General features: G+C 66.0%; 15 protein-coding genes. 7 read left to right on the top strand and 8 right to left on the bottom strand.

Annotated elements, in window-relative coordinates; all coding sequences use genetic code 11:
* The first annotated feature begins 53 nt into the window (after positions 1-53).
* Both FQU96_RS12125 and FQU96_RS12120 read left to right on the top strand, forming a co-directional pair.
* On the top strand, positions 54-1,781 hold the full coding sequence (locus tag FQU96_RS12125; protein WP_146541481.1) for an amidohydrolase family protein: 1,728 nt from the start codon (positions 54-56) through the stop codon (positions 1,779-1,781).
* Positions 1,782-1,790: 9 nt separating this feature from the next.
* Positions 1,791-2,423, top strand: a complete 633-nt coding sequence (locus FQU96_RS12120) for a TetR/AcrR family transcriptional regulator (protein ID WP_146541479.1) — start codon at positions 1,791-1,793, stop codon at positions 2,421-2,423.
* Positions 2,424-2,686: 263 nt separating this feature from the next.
* Here the strand turns inward: FQU96_RS12120 and FQU96_RS12115 are convergent, their stop codons facing one another.
* Positions 2,687-3,373: a VOC family protein gene (locus FQU96_RS12115; protein WP_146541478.1), complete on the bottom strand. Its 687-nt coding sequence runs from the start codon at positions 3,371-3,373 to the stop codon at positions 2,687-2,689.
* 215 nt (positions 3,374-3,588) lie between these two features.
* Here FQU96_RS12115 and FQU96_RS12110 point away from each other — a divergent pair, with 215 nt between their 5' ends.
* Positions 3,589-4,653 carry a phosphotransferase gene (locus FQU96_RS12110; RefSeq protein WP_146541476.1) on the top strand — a complete coding sequence of 355 codons (1,065 nt, stop codon included), beginning with the start codon at positions 3,589-3,591 and terminating at the stop codon, positions 4,651-4,653.
* Positions 4,654-4,773: 120 nt separating this feature from the next.
* On the opposite strand, the gene FQU96_RS12105 is transcribed toward FQU96_RS12110, so the two are convergent.
* Together FQU96_RS12105 and FQU96_RS42175 are read right to left on the bottom strand one after the other, a co-directional pair.
* On the bottom strand, positions 4,774-5,322 hold the full coding sequence (locus tag FQU96_RS12105) for a hypothetical protein (protein ID WP_146541474.1): 549 nt from the start codon (positions 5,320-5,322) through the stop codon (positions 4,774-4,776).
* 33 nt (positions 5,323-5,355) lie between these two features.
* Positions 5,356-6,216: a M91 family zinc metallopeptidase gene (locus tag FQU96_RS42175; protein WP_255467995.1), complete on the bottom strand. Its 861-nt coding sequence runs from the start codon at positions 6,214-6,216 to the stop codon at positions 5,356-5,358.
* A gap of 308 nt (positions 6,217-6,524) precedes the next feature.
* On the opposite strand from FQU96_RS42175, the gene FQU96_RS12095 reads away from it, so the two are divergent.
* A complete protein-coding gene (locus FQU96_RS12095; protein WP_146541472.1) occupies positions 6,525-7,367 on the top strand; it encodes a TauD/TfdA family dioxygenase in 843 nt (280 codons plus the stop codon).
* Between the two features lie 132 nt (positions 7,368-7,499).
* Here FQU96_RS12095 and FQU96_RS12090 read toward each other — a convergent pair whose 3' ends face one another.
* Complete coding sequence (locus tag FQU96_RS12090) at positions 7,500-7,952, bottom strand: MaoC family dehydratase (RefSeq protein WP_146541469.1); 453 nt, start codon at positions 7,950-7,952, stop codon at positions 7,500-7,502.
* A 99-nt stretch (positions 7,953-8,051) separates the two neighbouring features.
* Between FQU96_RS12090 and FQU96_RS12085 the strand changes: the two genes are divergently transcribed.
* Both FQU96_RS12085 and FQU96_RS12080 read left to right on the top strand, forming a co-directional pair.
* Positions 8,052-9,215, top strand: a complete 1,164-nt coding sequence (locus FQU96_RS12085) for an acyl-CoA dehydrogenase family protein (protein ID WP_146541467.1) — start codon at positions 8,052-8,054, stop codon at positions 9,213-9,215.
* Between the two features lie 36 nt (positions 9,216-9,251).
* Positions 9,252-9,896, top strand: coding sequence for a histidine phosphatase family protein (locus FQU96_RS12080; protein ID WP_146541465.1), 645 nt, complete (start codon positions 9,252-9,254; stop codon positions 9,894-9,896).
* Positions 9,897-10,003: 107 nt separating this feature from the next.
* Here FQU96_RS12080 and FQU96_RS12075 read toward each other — a convergent pair whose 3' ends face one another.
* Positions 10,004-10,876 carry an alpha/beta fold hydrolase gene (locus tag FQU96_RS12075; protein WP_146541463.1) on the bottom strand — a complete coding sequence of 291 codons (873 nt, stop codon included), beginning with the start codon at positions 10,874-10,876 and terminating at the stop codon, positions 10,004-10,006.
* Positions 10,877-10,990: 114 nt separating this feature from the next.
* Positions 10,991-12,166 (bottom strand): aminotransferase, encoded by a 1,176-nt coding sequence (locus FQU96_RS12070; RefSeq protein WP_146541461.1) that lies wholly within the window; start codon positions 12,164-12,166, stop codon positions 10,991-10,993.
* A gap of 61 nt (positions 12,167-12,227) precedes the next feature.
* Between FQU96_RS12070 and FQU96_RS12065 the strand changes: the two genes are divergently transcribed.
* Positions 12,228-12,983, top strand: a complete 756-nt coding sequence (locus FQU96_RS12065; protein WP_146541459.1) for an SDR family NAD(P)-dependent oxidoreductase — start codon at positions 12,228-12,230, stop codon at positions 12,981-12,983.
* A gap of 248 nt (positions 12,984-13,231) precedes the next feature.
* Here the strand turns inward: FQU96_RS12065 and FQU96_RS12060 are convergent, their stop codons facing one another.
* Positions 13,232-14,098: a phosphotransferase family protein gene (locus FQU96_RS12060; protein ID WP_146541457.1), complete on the bottom strand. Its 867-nt coding sequence runs from the start codon at positions 14,096-14,098 to the stop codon at positions 13,232-13,234.
* A 187-nt stretch (positions 14,099-14,285) separates the two neighbouring features.
* Positions 14,286-15,353, bottom strand: coding sequence for an Ldh family oxidoreductase (locus tag FQU96_RS12055; RefSeq protein ID WP_146541455.1), 1,068 nt, complete (start codon positions 15,351-15,353; stop codon positions 14,286-14,288).
* Positions 15,354-15,428 lie beyond the last annotated feature (75 nt).

The following is a 15,428-nucleotide window of genomic DNA, read 5'->3' as shown; positions in this document are numbered from 1 at the left end:
TTGACATGATTGATGTTTTTATCGAACGTTCGTTCAAATCTGGAGGAAGCACCATGGCACGCTATGATCGGGTCATCCGCAACGGCACCATCATCGACGGCGCGCGCCTGCCGCGGTTTCGCGGCGACATCGCGATCCGCGACGGCGTCATCGCCGAAATCGGCCGTATCGACCCGGCGGATGCCCGCGAGGTCATCGATGCCGATGGTCTGATCGTGGCGCCCGGCTTCGTCGACCTGCACACGCACTATGATGCGCAGCTCTTCTGGGATCCCTACTGCACCCTGTCGGGCTGGCATGGCATCACGTCGGTCGCGATCGGCAATTGCGGCTTCGGGTTTGCGCCCGTGCGGCCGGAGATGCGCGAACGCGCCATGATGACCATGACCCGCGTCGAGGCGATTCCCATGGCGTCGATGCAGGAGGGCATGCCGTGGGACTGGGTGACGTTCCCCGAGTTCCTCGACAGCGTCGAGCGCACGCCCAAGGCAATGAACATCCTGCCTTACGTGCCGATCGCGCCGCTGCTGATCTGGGTGCTGGGCTTCGAGGCCGCCAAGGCCGGCGTCCGGCCGACCGACGCGCAGCACGCCGAGATCTGCCGGCTGCTGGACGAGGCGATGGACGCCGGCGGCTGCGGCTGGTCGGCACAGCGCATGCTGCCGTCAGGCCCGGCCTGCGTGCAGCGCGACTTCGACGGCAGCCCGATGCCGACCGACGTGATGCACGATGACACCTGCCGCGCCCTGGCCGACGTTCTGCGGCGGCGCAACCAGGGCTTCATGCAGATGCTGCTGGTCTCCGGCGACAATGCGCGCGACCAGCGCTTCTACGAAGAGATGGCCGAGATCAGCGGCCGGCCGATGATCATGAACGTGGTGCAGGCCTTCGACCACCGGCCGGAGATTCATCGCCGCGTGCTGGAGTGGCTGAAGAGCTGCCGCGAACGCGGCATCCGTGTCGTCGGCCAGGGGCTGACCACTGACGCCGGCTTCACCTTCACGTTCGAGAACTGGAACCTGTTCGACGACGCGCAGGCATGGTGCGACGCCACCACCGGCACCTTGGCCGAGCGCAAACAGAAGCTGGCCGACCCGGCGCGCCGGCAGGTGCTGCGCGACAACATGCCCAAGACGGCCACCGGCCCCCTGCCCGACATCGTGATCGTGGGACCGCAAACGGAGAAGAACAAGCCATGGCTTGACCATACGCTTGCCCATGCCGGGCAGAAGATGGGCAAGCATCCGGTCGACGTCATGCTCGACATGGCGGTCGAAGAGGATCTCAAGACCGAGTTCTTCGCCGCGCCGCCCAACGGCAAGATCGAGCACCTCCGGGAGATCGTCGATGATCCCTATGTGCTGTTCGGTGTTTCCGACGGCGGTGCACACACCAAATTCCTCACGGCCGGCCGATATCCAACCGAAACGCTGTGCAAGGTCGTGCGCCAGCACGGCATGATCTCGCTCGAAGAAGCCCATTGGCGCCTCTCCGCCCTGCCTGCCCAAGTCGCCGGCTTCGAAGGCCGCGGTGTGCTGCGCAAGGGCGCACCGGCCGACATCGTCGTCTACGACTACGACAAGCTCGAGGTCATGCCCGACGAGATCGTGCACGACTTGCCGGGCGGCGAATGGCGGCGGGTGCAGCGCGCCCGGGGTTATCGCTATGTGCTGGTGAACGGCGAGGTCACGATCCGCGACGATCAGCAGACCGGCACCTATTCGGGCCAATTGCTGCGTCATGGTATTGGTCGCCGGTCGCCGATACGCCGGGCGGCCTAGGAACAGGACATGCCGATCGCGAAACTCCGCGACCGCGAGGTACAGGCCGGCAAGGATAGTGCCGGCGGTCGCGAGAGTGTGCTGGCGGCGGCGCTGGAATCCTTCGCCGCACAGGGCTTCCACGGCACCTCCATGCGCGACATCGCCGCCCGCGCCGACATGAGCATCTCGGCCGCGTACTACTACTTTCCGTCCAAGGCCGACCTGCTGCGCCACATCATGGTGAGCGTGACCGAGGACTTGATCGCGATCCTGGAAACGGCACGCGATACCGCCAGTGACACGCCGGCCGCAAGGCTGGCCGCGATCGTGCGTGCCTATGTGCGGCTGCACACCGAACGGCAGACCGAGTCCTTCATCGGCACCAGCGAATTGCGCAGTCTCTCGGCCGATGACCGCGCCAGCGTCGTCGCCCTGCACGACCGCGTTTCGGACATCTTCAAGACCGTCATCGCCGATGGCTGCCGCAGCGGCCAGTTCGATTGCCCGCATCCCGCCGAAGCCACCCGCGCCATCGCGACGATGTGTACCGCCGTTGCAGGCTGGTACCGGGCCAGCGGCCCGCACAACCCACAGACCATCGCCGACCGCTACGCCACGCTGGCGCTGCGGCTGGTGGGATCCGCCGCGGAGCGGCGATAAGCTGCAACGCGTTTGCCGCGAGCACCCCTCTCCGCCCGCACAGCGGCTGTCGCATTCACACATCTCATCGCGATTTCGCTGTCATTGCGAGCAAAGCGAGCCCTGGGAGCGCGGGCGTCCCGCCCGCATCAAGGCGAAAGCTTTGCTTTCGCCCGACATGAGCGGGCGGGACGCCCGCGCTCCCAGGAATGATCGTGTTTCTCGCGGTTCAATCGCAGTGACAATGTGTGAATCCGACAGCCGCTGCGTGGGCGGAGTGGGGTTTACGCCACCTTCACCGGCGGCGTGGTTTCGCTGCGCTGGCGCGTGTATTCGTCGTCCGGCGTTGCCAGCATTTGCTCGTAGCGCGGCCCGGGATAGACCATGTGCGGCTTGGCCGGGTCCATCGGCGGTTGCGGCACGCTGCCCCGCTCGCCGTCATAGCGCGCCGGCGACTTGTAGCGCGCCAGCTCCAGTTCGGAGATACCGGCCAGCTTGACCACCTCGGGGTCGATCCAGGCCCGCGCATCGATGGCCGCGCGCGAGGTCGAGATCTCGAGGCTGAGGTTCTCCGGTCCGGCGAAGTAGATCGACTTGCAGAAGCCGTGATCGATCGGCCCGAACACGTTGACGCCGCGCGACCGGATGCGATCGCGCAGCGCCATCAGTTCCTCGTCGCTGGTGCAGTTCATCGCCAGGTGCTGCATGGCGCCGCCGGCGCAGGGACCGCCGGGATTGCCGGAATGCGTGACGCCGAGCTGCCGCTCGATCTTGGGAATGTCGGGCGTTTGCACGAAGGCGATCGAGCAGTGATCGTTGAGTTTCACGAAACCGTGCCAGGCCCCCTTGACGCCGTGCATCCAGTAGAGCGCCACCAGCTCGGTGCCCAGCACGTCGCTGAAGAAGGCGATCTGCGTCTTGATGTCGGCGGTGGTGATCGCCAGGTGGTGCACGCCGTTCGGCTTGGTCATAGGATCCTCCCGCTAGGCCGTGACGCCCCACTCTGGAACGGATGCGGGCCGGAAGAAAGCCGAATAAGTTCGGCGGAAACGTTCTGGATATTCGTCATGTCGCGGCCGGTCCGAGGCAGCCGCGGTCCGAAATGGCCCGAACGGGACCGTCGACGGCGCGGGCGTCGGGCGGTAAACAGGCGTTTATTGCGTCCGAACGAGAGTTGGAAACGCCCATGAGCGACCTGCCCGACAACCTCACACCGGTACGGCCGGCCCACGTCTTCGACGAGGCCAAGCTCGCCGCCTTCATGAAGGATCATGTCGAGGGCTTCAAAGCCCCGCTCACGGTGCTGCAGTTCGAGGGCGGCCAGTCCAACCCGACCTTCCTGCTGAGCGACGGCGGCGGGCGCCGCTACGTCCTGCGCAAGAAGCCGCCCGGCAAGCTGCTGCCCTCGGCCCACCAGGTCGACCGCGAGTACAAGGTGATCAAGGCGCTGGGCGACCATACCGACGTACCCGTGCCCAAGGCCTATGCGCTGTGCCAGGACGCGAGCGTGCTCGGCGTCGACTTCTACATCATGGAGTTCCTGCCCGGCCGCATCCTCGCCGACCCGCTGATGCCCGACGTCTCGCCAGCCGATCGCGGCAAGATCGCCGATTCGATGAACGACGTGCTGGCCCGCCTGCACAACGTCGACCACAAGGCCGTGGGGTTGGGCGATTTCGGCCGCGAGGGCCAGTACATCGAGCGCCAGATCGCGCGCTGGACCAGCCAGTATGACCTGGCGCGCACCGAAGACATCGAGTCGATGGAGCTGCTGAAGAAGTGGATGCCGGCCAACATTCCGCCGGGCGACGAAACGCGCATCAGTCACGGCGATTACCGGCTGGGCAATACCATCGTGCACCCGACCGAACCGCGCATCATCGCCGTGCTGGATTGGGAGCTGAGCACGCTGGGCCATCCGCTGGCCGATCTCGCCTACAACTGCATGACCTATCATTTCGGTCCAGGCTACGGCGCCACCGGCGGCTACGCCGGCAAGGACCTGGCCGTGCTGGGTGTCCCCAGTGAAAAGGACTACCTCGCCGCTTACGCATCGCGTACCGGCCGCAAGGACATCCCGCACTGGGACTTCTACATGGCCTTCTCGCTGTTCCGCCTCGCCGGCATCGTGCAGGGCGTCTACAAGCGCGGCCTGGACGGCAACGCCTCGTCAACCACGGCGACCAAGTACGGCAACCGCGCCCGCGGCATGGCCGACCTGGCATGGAACCTGGTGAAGCACCGGGCGTAGTGCTGGGTGGTTCGCTGCCTGCTGTCATCCCGAGCGCAGCGAGGGATCTTTTGATGCATCACACGCCATTTTCAAAAGATCCCTCGCTGCGCTCGGGATGACAGTCCGTATCAGCATCGCCTACAGGCGCGATGGCGCGCCCTGCTGTCCGAGGTCTACCGTGGCATCGAAGAATTCCTGCAGCTGCAGACCGAAGCCGTAGTCGCAGATGAAGGCGTCGTCCTTGCCCTTGACCGGGCTGACGACGGCGGCCTTGTCGGGAAACGTCGCGGCATCAAGAACGCCCAGGCGCACCACCAGTTGGTGGACGGGGCTGGCGAGCGGTGCATCAGTCGATGCCTGCAGATAGGGATGGCGCAGGGTCAGCGGCAGCGGCACGACCATCCGCCCTGTCACGACCTGCCCCGGCGCGAGCTTCACCAGGTAGGGAACCTCGGCCACCTCGACCTTCATGCCATGCGGCACGGAGACCAGGAACTTGCCCACCACCGTGCGGCCTTCACTGTCCTTGCCGACATACGCCAGCGTCGGGTCATCGCTTTGTGCCCCACTGGGTGCGGTGTCGAACAACGTCGCGAACACGTAGAGGTCCGAGGCGCGCTGATTCACGACCTGGTAGTCGATCGTGATGGCAGTCATCGTCACCGCGACGATCTTGGCGATCAGCATATTGTCATCTCCGTCCGGCGTGCCCACGACCGTTTAGTAGCGCGGCCGCTGTGCTTCTTTGCCCTTGGTGCTCACGCCCAGGTCGTTGAAATCCTGGCGCAGCTTGTTCTCGGTGTACGGATCATTCTGATAGGGACCGAATCCAACTGCCTGCTGCTCGTAGCCCGGGGCACTGTAAGTGTTGCCGTCCAGCCCCGTATACGAGGATGTATCGCCATTCGTCGTACCATACGCGTCGTGGTACGAGTGGTTGAGTTCATGGCCAAGGCCGATAGCCGGATCGCGGGTCTGCCAGGGTTCGGTGCCGCTTCCCAGCGTATCCTTGTTCGGGTTCCAGAGCACGGTCGAGTCGGTGCCCGGGCCGGGCCGACCATTGGCCTTGTCATAGAGACCGTTACCGAAGTTGGCGGCGTTTTCTGTGTTACCGGCGGCCGTTTCCTTGATGGTGACGTTCTTGCCGCTGGCGTCGAGCTGCTGCAGCAGGCCCAGGCCCGTCGGCGTCTGCGCCAGCCGCCCCAGCGCCGCGAGAGTCTTCTGTTGGAACTCCGGCGTGCCCTCAATCTTGATACCCGACTTGCCCTGCGCGATCTTATCCAGGAGCGCCGCCGCCGGCCCGGCACTGCCGGCACTACCACCAGCGCCGCCATCACCGATCCAGACAGTGAAACAGCCCATCACGACCATGCCGCCATGGGCCGTCGTGTCGACGATAATCCGCACCGCCGGCAGCTTGTTCACCAGGACGGTTGGCGATCCTTTCACCAGGATGTCGATCGGACCCACGCACAAGGCCTGATCGGTCACCCGCGCCTGCGGCAGCTTGCCGGTCAGCACGTTGGGTGAACAGGTGGGCAGGACCGGACCACCGACATGCGGCACGACGCCTGTAACCATCGGACAAATATGCATGTCCGTGAGACGTGCCGCCGGCATCTGTGGCATGAACCGAAAACCCCTATGAAAAAACGAGCCGTCACTCACTAATTTAGTGAATGTTCCCGGCTCACTCCAGGGAAACCTTGGTCATCCGCGGGCATCATTTTTCTCGGCAATGCGCTGAAACTTCTTGGTTTTCCTGCTTCGCGATGAGCCAGATCGCGCCGACGCTTCGACCGCAGCAGCCCGTGCCACCGGTGGCTGGTTGGACCAGGTGACACCGTGGCTATAGTCTCCAGTGCCGCTTTCCCATCAGGGAGCCCGTCATGTCGCTCTCGCTGACCTCGCTGGGTGGTCACATGGCCGCCGCCGTCGAGGGCATCGACCTTAACCAGCCGCCCGACACGACGACGGCAGGCGATCTGCGCCGGGCACTCCTGGACCATCTCGTGCTGTGCATTCGAGGGCAGGCGCTGGCGCCCCTGCCCTACCGCGATGCCATGCGCGTCTTCGGCACACCGATGAAGCAGATCACGCCGGCGGCGACGCATCCCGACTGCGATGAGATCCTGGTGCTGTCGAGCGAGGATCGCGACACCCTGGGGGACGGCAAGAAGCTGGTCGTCGGCGCCCACTGGCACACCGACGACAGCTACAAGGCCGTGCCCTGCGCGCTCACCATGCTGTATGGCATCGACGTACCGGCGACCGGCGGCGACACGCAGTTCACCAACATGTACGCGGCGTACGACCGCCTGCCGGCAGCGATGAAGGATCGCATCGCGGGCCTGAGCGCGATCCACACGTACGACTCGAGCCGCAAGGGCACGCGGGTCGCCAAGCGTACCGACACCGACATGGCGCGCATGCCGGCGGTAACCCATCCCCTCGTCCGCACACACCCGGAAACCGGCCGCAAGGCGCTCTACCTCAACCCCAACCGCATGGAACAGGTCGCCGGTCTGGAACGGGCTGAGAGCGATGCCCTGCTCGATGCGCTGATCGCGCACGCCATCCAGCCGCAGTACCAGTATCGCCATCGCTGGCAGCAGGGCGACATCGTGGTCTGGGACAATCGCTGCACCATGCACAAGGCCAACGCCGACTACCCCGAAGGCGCCCGCCGGCGCATGCACCGCGTGATCGTCGAGGGCACGGTGCCGGTGTGAGAATCATTCCTTCCCCGCTTGCGGGGAAGGTGGCCGAAGGCCGGAAGGGGAGCCGACGTGGTCTCAGTTACCGAGATCTCGTCGGCTCCCCTCCGCCCCTTCGGGGCACCTCCCCACTTCGTGGGGAGGGGATCACGCCGGCTTGCGGCGCATCAGGGCCTGGCGGCGGCAGTAGGCGACTTCCTCGCCGTTCTGGTTGAAGGCGCGGTGCTCGAACTCGATGATGCCGGCATTGGGGCGGGACTTGCTGTCGCGCAGCGACACCACCTTGGTCTGTACCCGCAAGGTATCGCCGTGGAACACCGGCCGCGGGAAGCGCGTGTCGGTCATCCCCAGGTTGGCTACCGTTGTTCCCAAGGTCGTATCGTTGACCGAAATACCGATCATCAGACCCAGGGTGAACAGGCTGTTGACGATGCGCTGGCCGAACTCGGTCTTGGACGCGAACTCCTCGTCCAGATGCAGCGGTTGCACGTTCATGGTCAGCGTGCTGAACAGCACGTTGTCCATTTCCGTCACCGTGCGCGTCCAGGGGTGATCGAAGGTCATCCCTTCCTTGAATTCCTCGAACCACAGGCCAGCCACGCCATCCTCCCGCCGTCAGCGCCATGACGTGAAGCTGGCGACATCCGGTCTCTGCCGTCAAGATAGGCCCGTGCGCCATACCGCAAAGAGAAACGATCCATGCTCGCCAATTCCCTGCCCTCCCCGTTCTTTCGCGAAGAGCACGACATGCTGCGCGACCAGTTGCGCCGCTTCGTCGACGAGGAGGTCAAGCCCCACGCCGATGCCTGGGAAGAGGACGGCAGCGTGCCGCGCGACGTCCTGCGGCGCATGGGCGAGCTGGGCTTTCTCGGCATCCGCTATCCCGAGCAGTATGGCGGCAGCGCCATGGACTCGCTGGGCAGCGTGGTTCTGGCCGAGGAAATGGGCCGTTCCACTTTCGGCGGTTTCGGCATCACCGTGCTGGTCCATACCGACATGGCCTCGCCCCACCTGATGAACGCCGGCACACCCGATCAGATTGCGCGCTACATGCCCGACGTCGTCGCCGGCCGCAAAATCTGCGCCGTTGCCGTCACCGAGCCGGGCGCCGGTTCCGACGTCAAAGGCATCCGCACCACGGCCCGGCGCGATGGCGGGCACTACGTGCTGAACGGCACCAAGATGTTCATCACCAACGGCGTGCTGGCCGACGTGTATTTCGTCGCCGCCAAGACCGATCCTGCGGCACGCGGCTCGGCCGGCATCTCGATGTTCATCGTCGAGAAGGGCACGCCGGGCTTCTCGGTCGGGCGCGCGCTGAAGAAGACCGGCTGGCTGTCCTCGGATACGGCCGAGCTGGTGTTCCAGGACGTGCGCGTGCCGGTGGAAAACCTGCTGGGCGAGGAGCACCGCGGCTTCTACGCGGTGATGAAGAACTTCCAGAACGAGCGGCTGGTGCTGGGCGCCCAGGCGACGCTCGAGGCCGAGACGGCATTGGCGCTGACGCTCCGCTACGTCATGGACCGCAAGGCGTTCGGCGCCCCGCTGTGGGACAAGCAGGTGATCCGCCAGCGGCTCTCGATGCTGGCGGCGCGGGTGGCGGCGGCCAAGCAGCTGGTCCACCACACCGGCTGGCTCGACGCCCAGGGCCGCGAGTGCGTGCGCGAGGTGTCGATGGTGAAGGCACTGTGCGGCGAACTGGTCAACGAGGTGATGTACACCTGCCAGCAGTTCCACGGCGGCATGAGCTACATCCGCGAGACCGCCATCGAGCGCATGGCCCGCGATGCCCGGGTGCAGTCCATCGGCGGCGGTGCCACGGAAGTGATGCTCGAGGAAGTGGCCAAGCGCTTGCAAGGGTGATGCGGCGGCAGCCGTTTCAGGCTAGGAGGTTCCGGCATGAGCACCACCGCCTCGCTTGAAAACAACGCCGGTCAGCTGGCGCTGCGCGCCGCTGCCCGCGCCACTGGCCTGATCGTCGGCCGCGACCACTTCCTGTTCCTGCGGCACGGCCGCACGGCCGGCAACATGGGCCGCATCTACCAGCACCCCGACATTCCGCTGTGCGAAGAAGGCTTCTGTGACGCCGATGGCGCCGCAGGAGCGCTGCAGAAGGTCCCGTTCGATCTCATCTACGCCAGCGACATGGCGCGCGCCTGGCTGACGGCCGGGCGTGTTGCCTGCATTTCCGGCAAGCCCGTAACGGTGCACCGTGCCTTACGCGAGCGCTATTTCGGCGACCTGATCGGCACCAGCAGCGAGGGGTTGGACTGGCGCGTCGACCCGGCCAACGGCGAGACGATGATGGGCTTCATCGAACGCACGCTCAGCGGCATCGCCGAGATGCTGGTTCCCGGGCCGCTGCCGCTGCTGGTGAGCCACGGCGGCGTGCTGCGCGTGCTGTGCGGCGCGCTCGACGTCGACCTGCCGGTCGAACTGACCGCCAACGCGATGCCACTGGCGTTCGATCGCGAGGGCGGCGGCTGGCGTGTGACGCCGCTGCTGCAGCCGGTGCTCGTGGCCCAGCCGGTGGGCGTGGCGTAGGCTTCCCTGGGAGCGCGGGCGTCTCGCCCGCATCTTCGGCGAAAGCTTTGCTTTCGCCCGTACACGTCGTCCTGACATGAGCGGGCGGGACGCCCGCGCTCCCAGGACTAACGAAACATCCCACCGCCCGCGCCCGCCTGGCGTGGCGTCCACTTGCCCGCTTCGACCTGGACGATGAAGTCCCACAGGGCGCGGTTGAAGGCTTCCGGCTCCTCGAGATTCACGGTGTGGCCGGTCTTGGGCATCACCAGGAGCCCGGCGTTCGCCATCGCGCGCTTGAGCCAGAGGCTGGGCTGCAGCACGTTGTCGTCCTCGTCGCCGGCGATGATCAGCGCCGGCACCGCGCAAGCCGCCCACTCCACCTCGAAATCATAGAGCGACGGCCGCTTGCCCTGATACTCCTGCATGGTGTGCGCGGCGCCGACGGCATCGTGCTGCCGCAGGTGCTCGACGAACTCGGCGAAGCCGCGCGGATCCTTCTGGCGATGACGTTGGCGGCTGGCGCCCTGGGCGTAGCTGTCGGCGAACGCGGCTTGTCCCTCGGCGCGAATGCGCTCGGCGTTGGCTTTCGCCTCGGCCTGGAACTGCGGGTGCAGGTGCTTCTCGGCGCCAAAACCACAGCCGCAGATACAGGCCGACAGCGCCCGATCGGGATAGCGGCGCGCGAAGTGGGCCGCGGCGAAGCCACCCATCGACAGGCCGACGATGTGTGCCTTGTCGATCTTCAGGCCATCGAGCACATCGCGAACGTCATCGACGACGCGGTCTTGGCCGTATTTTGCCGGATCGCCAGGAATGTCCGATGGTGTGTAGCCACGGAACGAATAGGTGACGCAACGATGGCGGCGCGCGAAGAACCGCATCTGCGGCTCCCAGGCACGCCAATCGCCGGCGTACTCATGCACGAACACGATCGGCGTGCCCTCGCCGGCCTCTTCGTAGTGGAGCCTGATGCCGTCGCTGCAGGTGATGTGGGGCATGCTTTCCTCCGGAATCTTCTGCTGCTGTCATGCCGAGCGCAGCGAGGGATCTTTCGGACATGGTGCACTTGCATCAAAAGATCCCTCGCTGCGCTCGGGATGACAGCGAGATCTTTACGTCGCGCGCTCCAGGCGCTCGAAGATCGGCGGCACCATGGCATCGCCGACATTGGCGAAAGCGAAGCGGATGAAGCGGTCCTGGCCGGCGCCGAACATCGAACCCGGAATGGTCAGCAGATTGTGCGCGTCGGCCAGCCATTTCGAGACCTCCGCCGACGGGCGGCCGTCGTAGGGATGCTCGACGTAGGCGAAGTAGGCACCGAGGCTAACCAGCCGCCAGCGGTTCGATCGCGCCAGCCCGTCGCGGAACAGTGCGGCGCGCCTCGCCAACGCCTCGGTGTTGCCACGGGCCCACGGCCCCAGGTGCGCCAGACCATAGAGCGCCGCCTCCTGCGCCAGGCGCGGCGGGCAGATCGAGACGCAGTCCATCGCCTTCTCGATCTCCGCCATCAGGGGCGCCGCGCACGTGACGGCACCGCAGCGATAACCCGTCAGCGCGAAGACCTTGGAGAAGCTGTAGAGGTGCACCAGCGTGCGCTTCCAGTCGGGATCGTTGAACAACGCATGCGGGCGCACGCCGGCTGGCAGAAAATCCTTGTAGGTCTCGTCGAGCACCAGTGCGATGCCGCGCTGCTGCGCCAACCGGTAGATCGCCTCGATGGTTTGTGGCGGATACACCGCGCCGGTCGGGTTGTTGGGCGTCACCAGCACGATGGCGCGCGTACGCTCGGTGATCAGCGCCGCAGCGTCCTCGGCATCGGGCACGGCGCCCGAACCCGGACGGAAGTCGAGCGACACCGGCTCGATGCCCAGCATGCGCAACCACATGTCGTGGTTGAAGTAGTGCGGTCGCGGCAGGATCACCTGGTCGCCCGGCTTGGCGAGCGCCATCATGGCGAGGCAGAAGGCCTGGTTACAGCCCGCGGTGATGCCGACTTCGCCGGCCGCGATCGGCACGCCATAGAACGCCGACTGATGGGCGGCATAGCGCTCGCGCAATTCGGCGACGCCCAGGATCGGCGTGTAGCCGTGCTTGGTGGGATCGCGCAGAACGCCGGCGAGATGCTCGCGCAAATCCTCGGGCGGCGGGTGGCCGGGCACTGCCTGGGCAAGATCGATCAGGGGCTTGTCGGCCGGAAACTGCCGGCCCAGCACCCAGCCCTTGGTTTCGGCAATGGGCGACGGTGCGACGGCGGCGAGCAGCGGATTGGCGATCGGCGAGACGTTCATGCTGCCGTGATAGCCGATCCCCCGCCCCTCGCCTAGACTGCCGCCCGCATGGGAGGTTGCGATGAAGCTTGCAGGTCAGGTTGCCGTTCTCACGGGCGCAGCGTCCGGCATCGGCCGGGCCACCGCCGAGCTCGCGGTGCGCGAAGGCGCGCGCATCGTGGCCGTCGATCGCGACGCAGCGGCGCTCGCCGCGCTCACCCACGCCCTCGGTGAGGGCCACTGCCGCAGTGTGGCCGGTGACGTGCTGGACGAAGAGCTGGCGCGTCGCACGGTCGACGACACCGTGGCAGCCTGGGGCCGTGTCGATATCCTGGTCACCGCCGCCGGGATCTCGCTGGGCAAGCCGGCCCTGGAGACCACGCTGGCGCACTGGAACGAGGTGATGGCGGTCAACGCCACCGGCACGTTCCTGTGGATCCGCGAGTGCCTGCGGCCGATGACAGCCCAGAAGCACGGCGCCATCGTCACCATCGCCTCGCAACTGGCGCGCGCCGGCGGTCGCAACAACGCCTCGTACGTCACGTCGAAAGGTGCCGTGGTGGCGCTGACCAAGGCCGTGGCACTCGACTATGTCGACCAGGGCGTGCGCTGCAACACCGTGCTGCCCGGCGCAACCGAGACACCGCTCCTGCGCCGCTCGCTCAACCGGGCCCCCGATGCCAACGCTGCGGCAGCCCGCTCGCAGGCTCGGCATGCCATGGGGCGGTTCGGCAAGCCCGAGGAGATCGCGGCCGCGATCATCTATCTGGCGAGCAGCGACGCCTCGTTCGTGACCGGTATCGAATTGCCGGTCGACGGCGGCTGGCTGGCGGCCTGATCGGAGATGCTGTCATCCCGAGCCCAGCGAGGGATCTAGAGCGGTTCATCGTGTGATGGAATCGCCATTGCCGTCGTCCTGAGCGCAGCGAAGGACCTTGCGGTGGATCGCTCAAAGAGCGTCGGCGCTGGTGATCATCAGCGCCGACAGCGGTTATACCAACACCGCAGGATCCTTCGCTTCGCTCAGGATGACAGCGGCGGCCGATCAGGCCTCTCCGCTTCTATCAAAACGTGAACCGCTCCAGCCTACGACCCAGCGAAGCGCCGTGTCATTGCATCGAGCGATGGCCACGGTGCACCCTTGCGTAGGGTGCGGATGAATCGTTGGGCCCAAAGTCGGCCGTTCGGGAACTGGTCGCCCGCGTCCCACCGCCACGCTGCGACCATCGCAAGAACGAGGGCGCGGCACTCGCCCAGCAGCACCTGATCAACGCCCGGATAGTGCTCGATGACCGCCTCAGGCACGTGAGCCAGGTCGAACTCGATCGGCCCACGGCAACAGGTCTCGAGGTCGATGAACAGCGGCCCGAACGTCGTGCTCAGCACATTGCCCGGGTGCGGCTCGCCGTGGAGCAACTGCTCCGCAGCGCCGCGATCGACGATCGTTCGTCTGAGGCTCTTCAACATGCCGATGAGAAACGCCCGGTCCACGTCGGCGAGTTCAGGCGTCTGGTGATGGTTCACCACGAGTTGCTCGGCTTCCGCGACTCGGTCCGTGAAATGCGGCGCCGTGATCTCGATCTTCCGCATGCCGATGTGCAGACGCGATAGCGCATTCGCGTAATCGGCTGGCGCGACGTCTGGCGTCACTGACGCGTAGTAGGTCCAAAGCGTAACCGCGAAGCCGTCGCGCTCGTAGACGCGCCGCGGAACCCGAGGTTCGAGAGCAGCTGCAGGGCTCCCGGTCTCGGCAAGCCGCCCGGCAAGCTCGATCTCGAACTGCGCCACCTGGTGCGCCAAGGGCGCGACCCGGGCAAGGGCGTCGCAGGGCAGGAGGTGCACGGTGAGCTTGTTCGCGTTCTGGAGAACGATTGCGTCATCGGCTGCCAGGCCAAGCGCTGACGCGGTCGACGTAGCCGCAGCCACCGCACGCGAAACGTCAGATGCCTGCAAGAAAAGGCTCCGTCTGCCTACTCAGTCCTGGGCTACTATAGGACCAGGCGTCCCCTGTCACTCGCCGCGCTGGCCCGAGACCGCCTGCGCCCCTCAGTCATGAAGCGCTCCTGCCAGCCAAGCCCCTGGATCCCTCGCTGTGCTCGGGATGACAAGGAGGTCGCAGCAACCACGCGCGTCCGCAGCGCTAATCCTCCAACACGTATGCCGCGTTCGATTGCCGGCAGACGTCCTTGAGCTGTGCAGCCAGTGTCTCGGGGATTGGCACGCCGCTCTTCAGGCGCGCCGCGCGCTCGGCGTATTCGGGATCGCCCGGCACCAGCACCGGCTGCGCCGGATCGGCCGGCGTCTGGCCGTGCAGGTGGTCGATCATCTCATCCAGATCACGCTCGAAATCGCCCTCGTCGCGAAACAGCTTGGGATCGATCGCCAGGAAGAAGTGGCCGATATTATCAGGTGTATCGGCGCCCTCGCGCTGGATACGCAGCGGCTGGAACGGCGTGCCTGCCAACGTCGCCGACAGGATGCTGACCGCCATCGCCAGTCCGTAACCCTTGTGGCCGCCGGCTTCGCGCGTGCCGCCCAGCGGCGCCATGCGCCGCGTCTGGAAGGCACGCTCGGCGTTGCGCTCCGGCTTGCCCTGCGCATCGTAAGCCCAGCCCTCCGGCAGCTCCTTGCCCTTGAGCCAATAGACCTTGAGCTTGTTCACGGCCACCGGCGTCGTCGCCATGTCGAGGTTGAACGGCGGATGCCGGCCCGCGGGCGCCGCCACCGAAATGGGGTTGGTGCCGAACACCGGCTCGGTGCCGAAGGTCGGCACCATCGCAATACCGCGGGCGGATGTCGTGGCGATACCGACCAGGCCGGCCCGTGCGATCATGTCGGTGTAGCAGCCGGCGGCGCCGAAATGCGCCGAGCGCCTCACCGTCACGACGGCAATGCCCATGCGCTGTGCCTTGTCGATCGCCAGGTCCACGGCCATCTTCGATGGTACATGGCCCAGCGCATTGTCGGCATCGATCAGCGCCGCCACCGGCGTGTCGCGCACGATGCGGATATCAGGCCGCATGTTCAGCTTCTTGATCCGCATGCCGTCATAGACCGGCAGCATCGAGATACCGTGCGATTCTACGCCGCGCAGATCGGTCTCGGCCAGAATGTCGGCTGTGATCGCCGCATGCTCGGCGCTCATTCCCCAGGCTTGCAGGACTTCCACGCACTGCCGGCGCAGCTGCTCGACAGGAACATACAACATGACGCTTCCCCCGGCGGTCAGAACCGGGGCGGATGATGCCCAACTGCCGGGCCGGGCCCAACCGAAATTCGTGTT

It is taken from the genome of Reyranella sp. CPCC 100927 (assembly GCF_007859315.1).
In the GTDB taxonomy this organism is placed as follows: Bacteria; Pseudomonadota; Alphaproteobacteria; order Reyranellales; family Reyranellaceae; genus Vineibacter.
The sequence above is the reverse complement of the archived record's forward strand: the minus strand, read 5'-3'. Positions and strand labels throughout refer to the sequence as shown.

Bases quoted from the DNA above. Each gene is read 5' to 3' on its own strand.
- FQU96_RS12125 (WP_146541481.1), top strand. From the start codon at position 54: ATGGCACGCTATGATCGGGTCATCCGCAACGGCACCATCATCGACGGC.
- FQU96_RS12120 (WP_146541479.1), top strand. From the start codon at position 1,791: ATGCCGATCGCGAAACTCCGCGACCGCGAGGTACAGGCCGGCAAGGAT.
- FQU96_RS12115 (WP_146541478.1), bottom strand. From the start codon at position 3,373: ATGACCAAGCCGAACGGCGTGCACCACCTGGCGATCACCACCGCCGAC.
- FQU96_RS12110 (WP_146541476.1), top strand. From the start codon at position 3,589: ATGAGCGACCTGCCCGACAACCTCACACCGGTACGGCCGGCCCACGTC.
- FQU96_RS12105 (WP_146541474.1), bottom strand. From the start codon at position 5,322: ATGCTGATCGCCAAGATCGTCGCGGTGACGATGACTGCCATCACGATC.
- FQU96_RS42175 (WP_255467995.1), bottom strand. From the start codon at position 6,216: ATGGTTACAGGCGTCGTGCCGCATGTCGGTGGTCCGGTCCTGCCCACC.
- FQU96_RS12095 (WP_146541472.1), top strand. From the start codon at position 6,525: ATGTCGCTCTCGCTGACCTCGCTGGGTGGTCACATGGCCGCCGCCGTC.
- FQU96_RS12085 (WP_146541467.1), top strand. From the start codon at position 8,052: ATGCTCGCCAATTCCCTGCCCTCCCCGTTCTTTCGCGAAGAGCACGAC.
- FQU96_RS12080 (WP_146541465.1), top strand. From the start codon at position 9,252: ATGAGCACCACCGCCTCGCTTGAAAACAACGCCGGTCAGCTGGCGCTG.
- FQU96_RS12075 (WP_146541463.1), bottom strand. From the start codon at position 10,876: ATGCCCCACATCACCTGCAGCGACGGCATCAGGCTCCACTACGAAGAG.
- FQU96_RS12070 (WP_146541461.1), bottom strand. From the start codon at position 12,166: ATGAACGTCTCGCCGATCGCCAATCCGCTGCTCGCCGCCGTCGCACCG.
- FQU96_RS12065 (WP_146541459.1), top strand. From the start codon at position 12,228: ATGAAGCTTGCAGGTCAGGTTGCCGTTCTCACGGGCGCAGCGTCCGGC.
- FQU96_RS12055 (WP_146541455.1), bottom strand. From the start codon at position 15,353: ATGTTGTATGTTCCTGTCGAGCAGCTGCGCCGGCAGTGCGTGGAAGTC.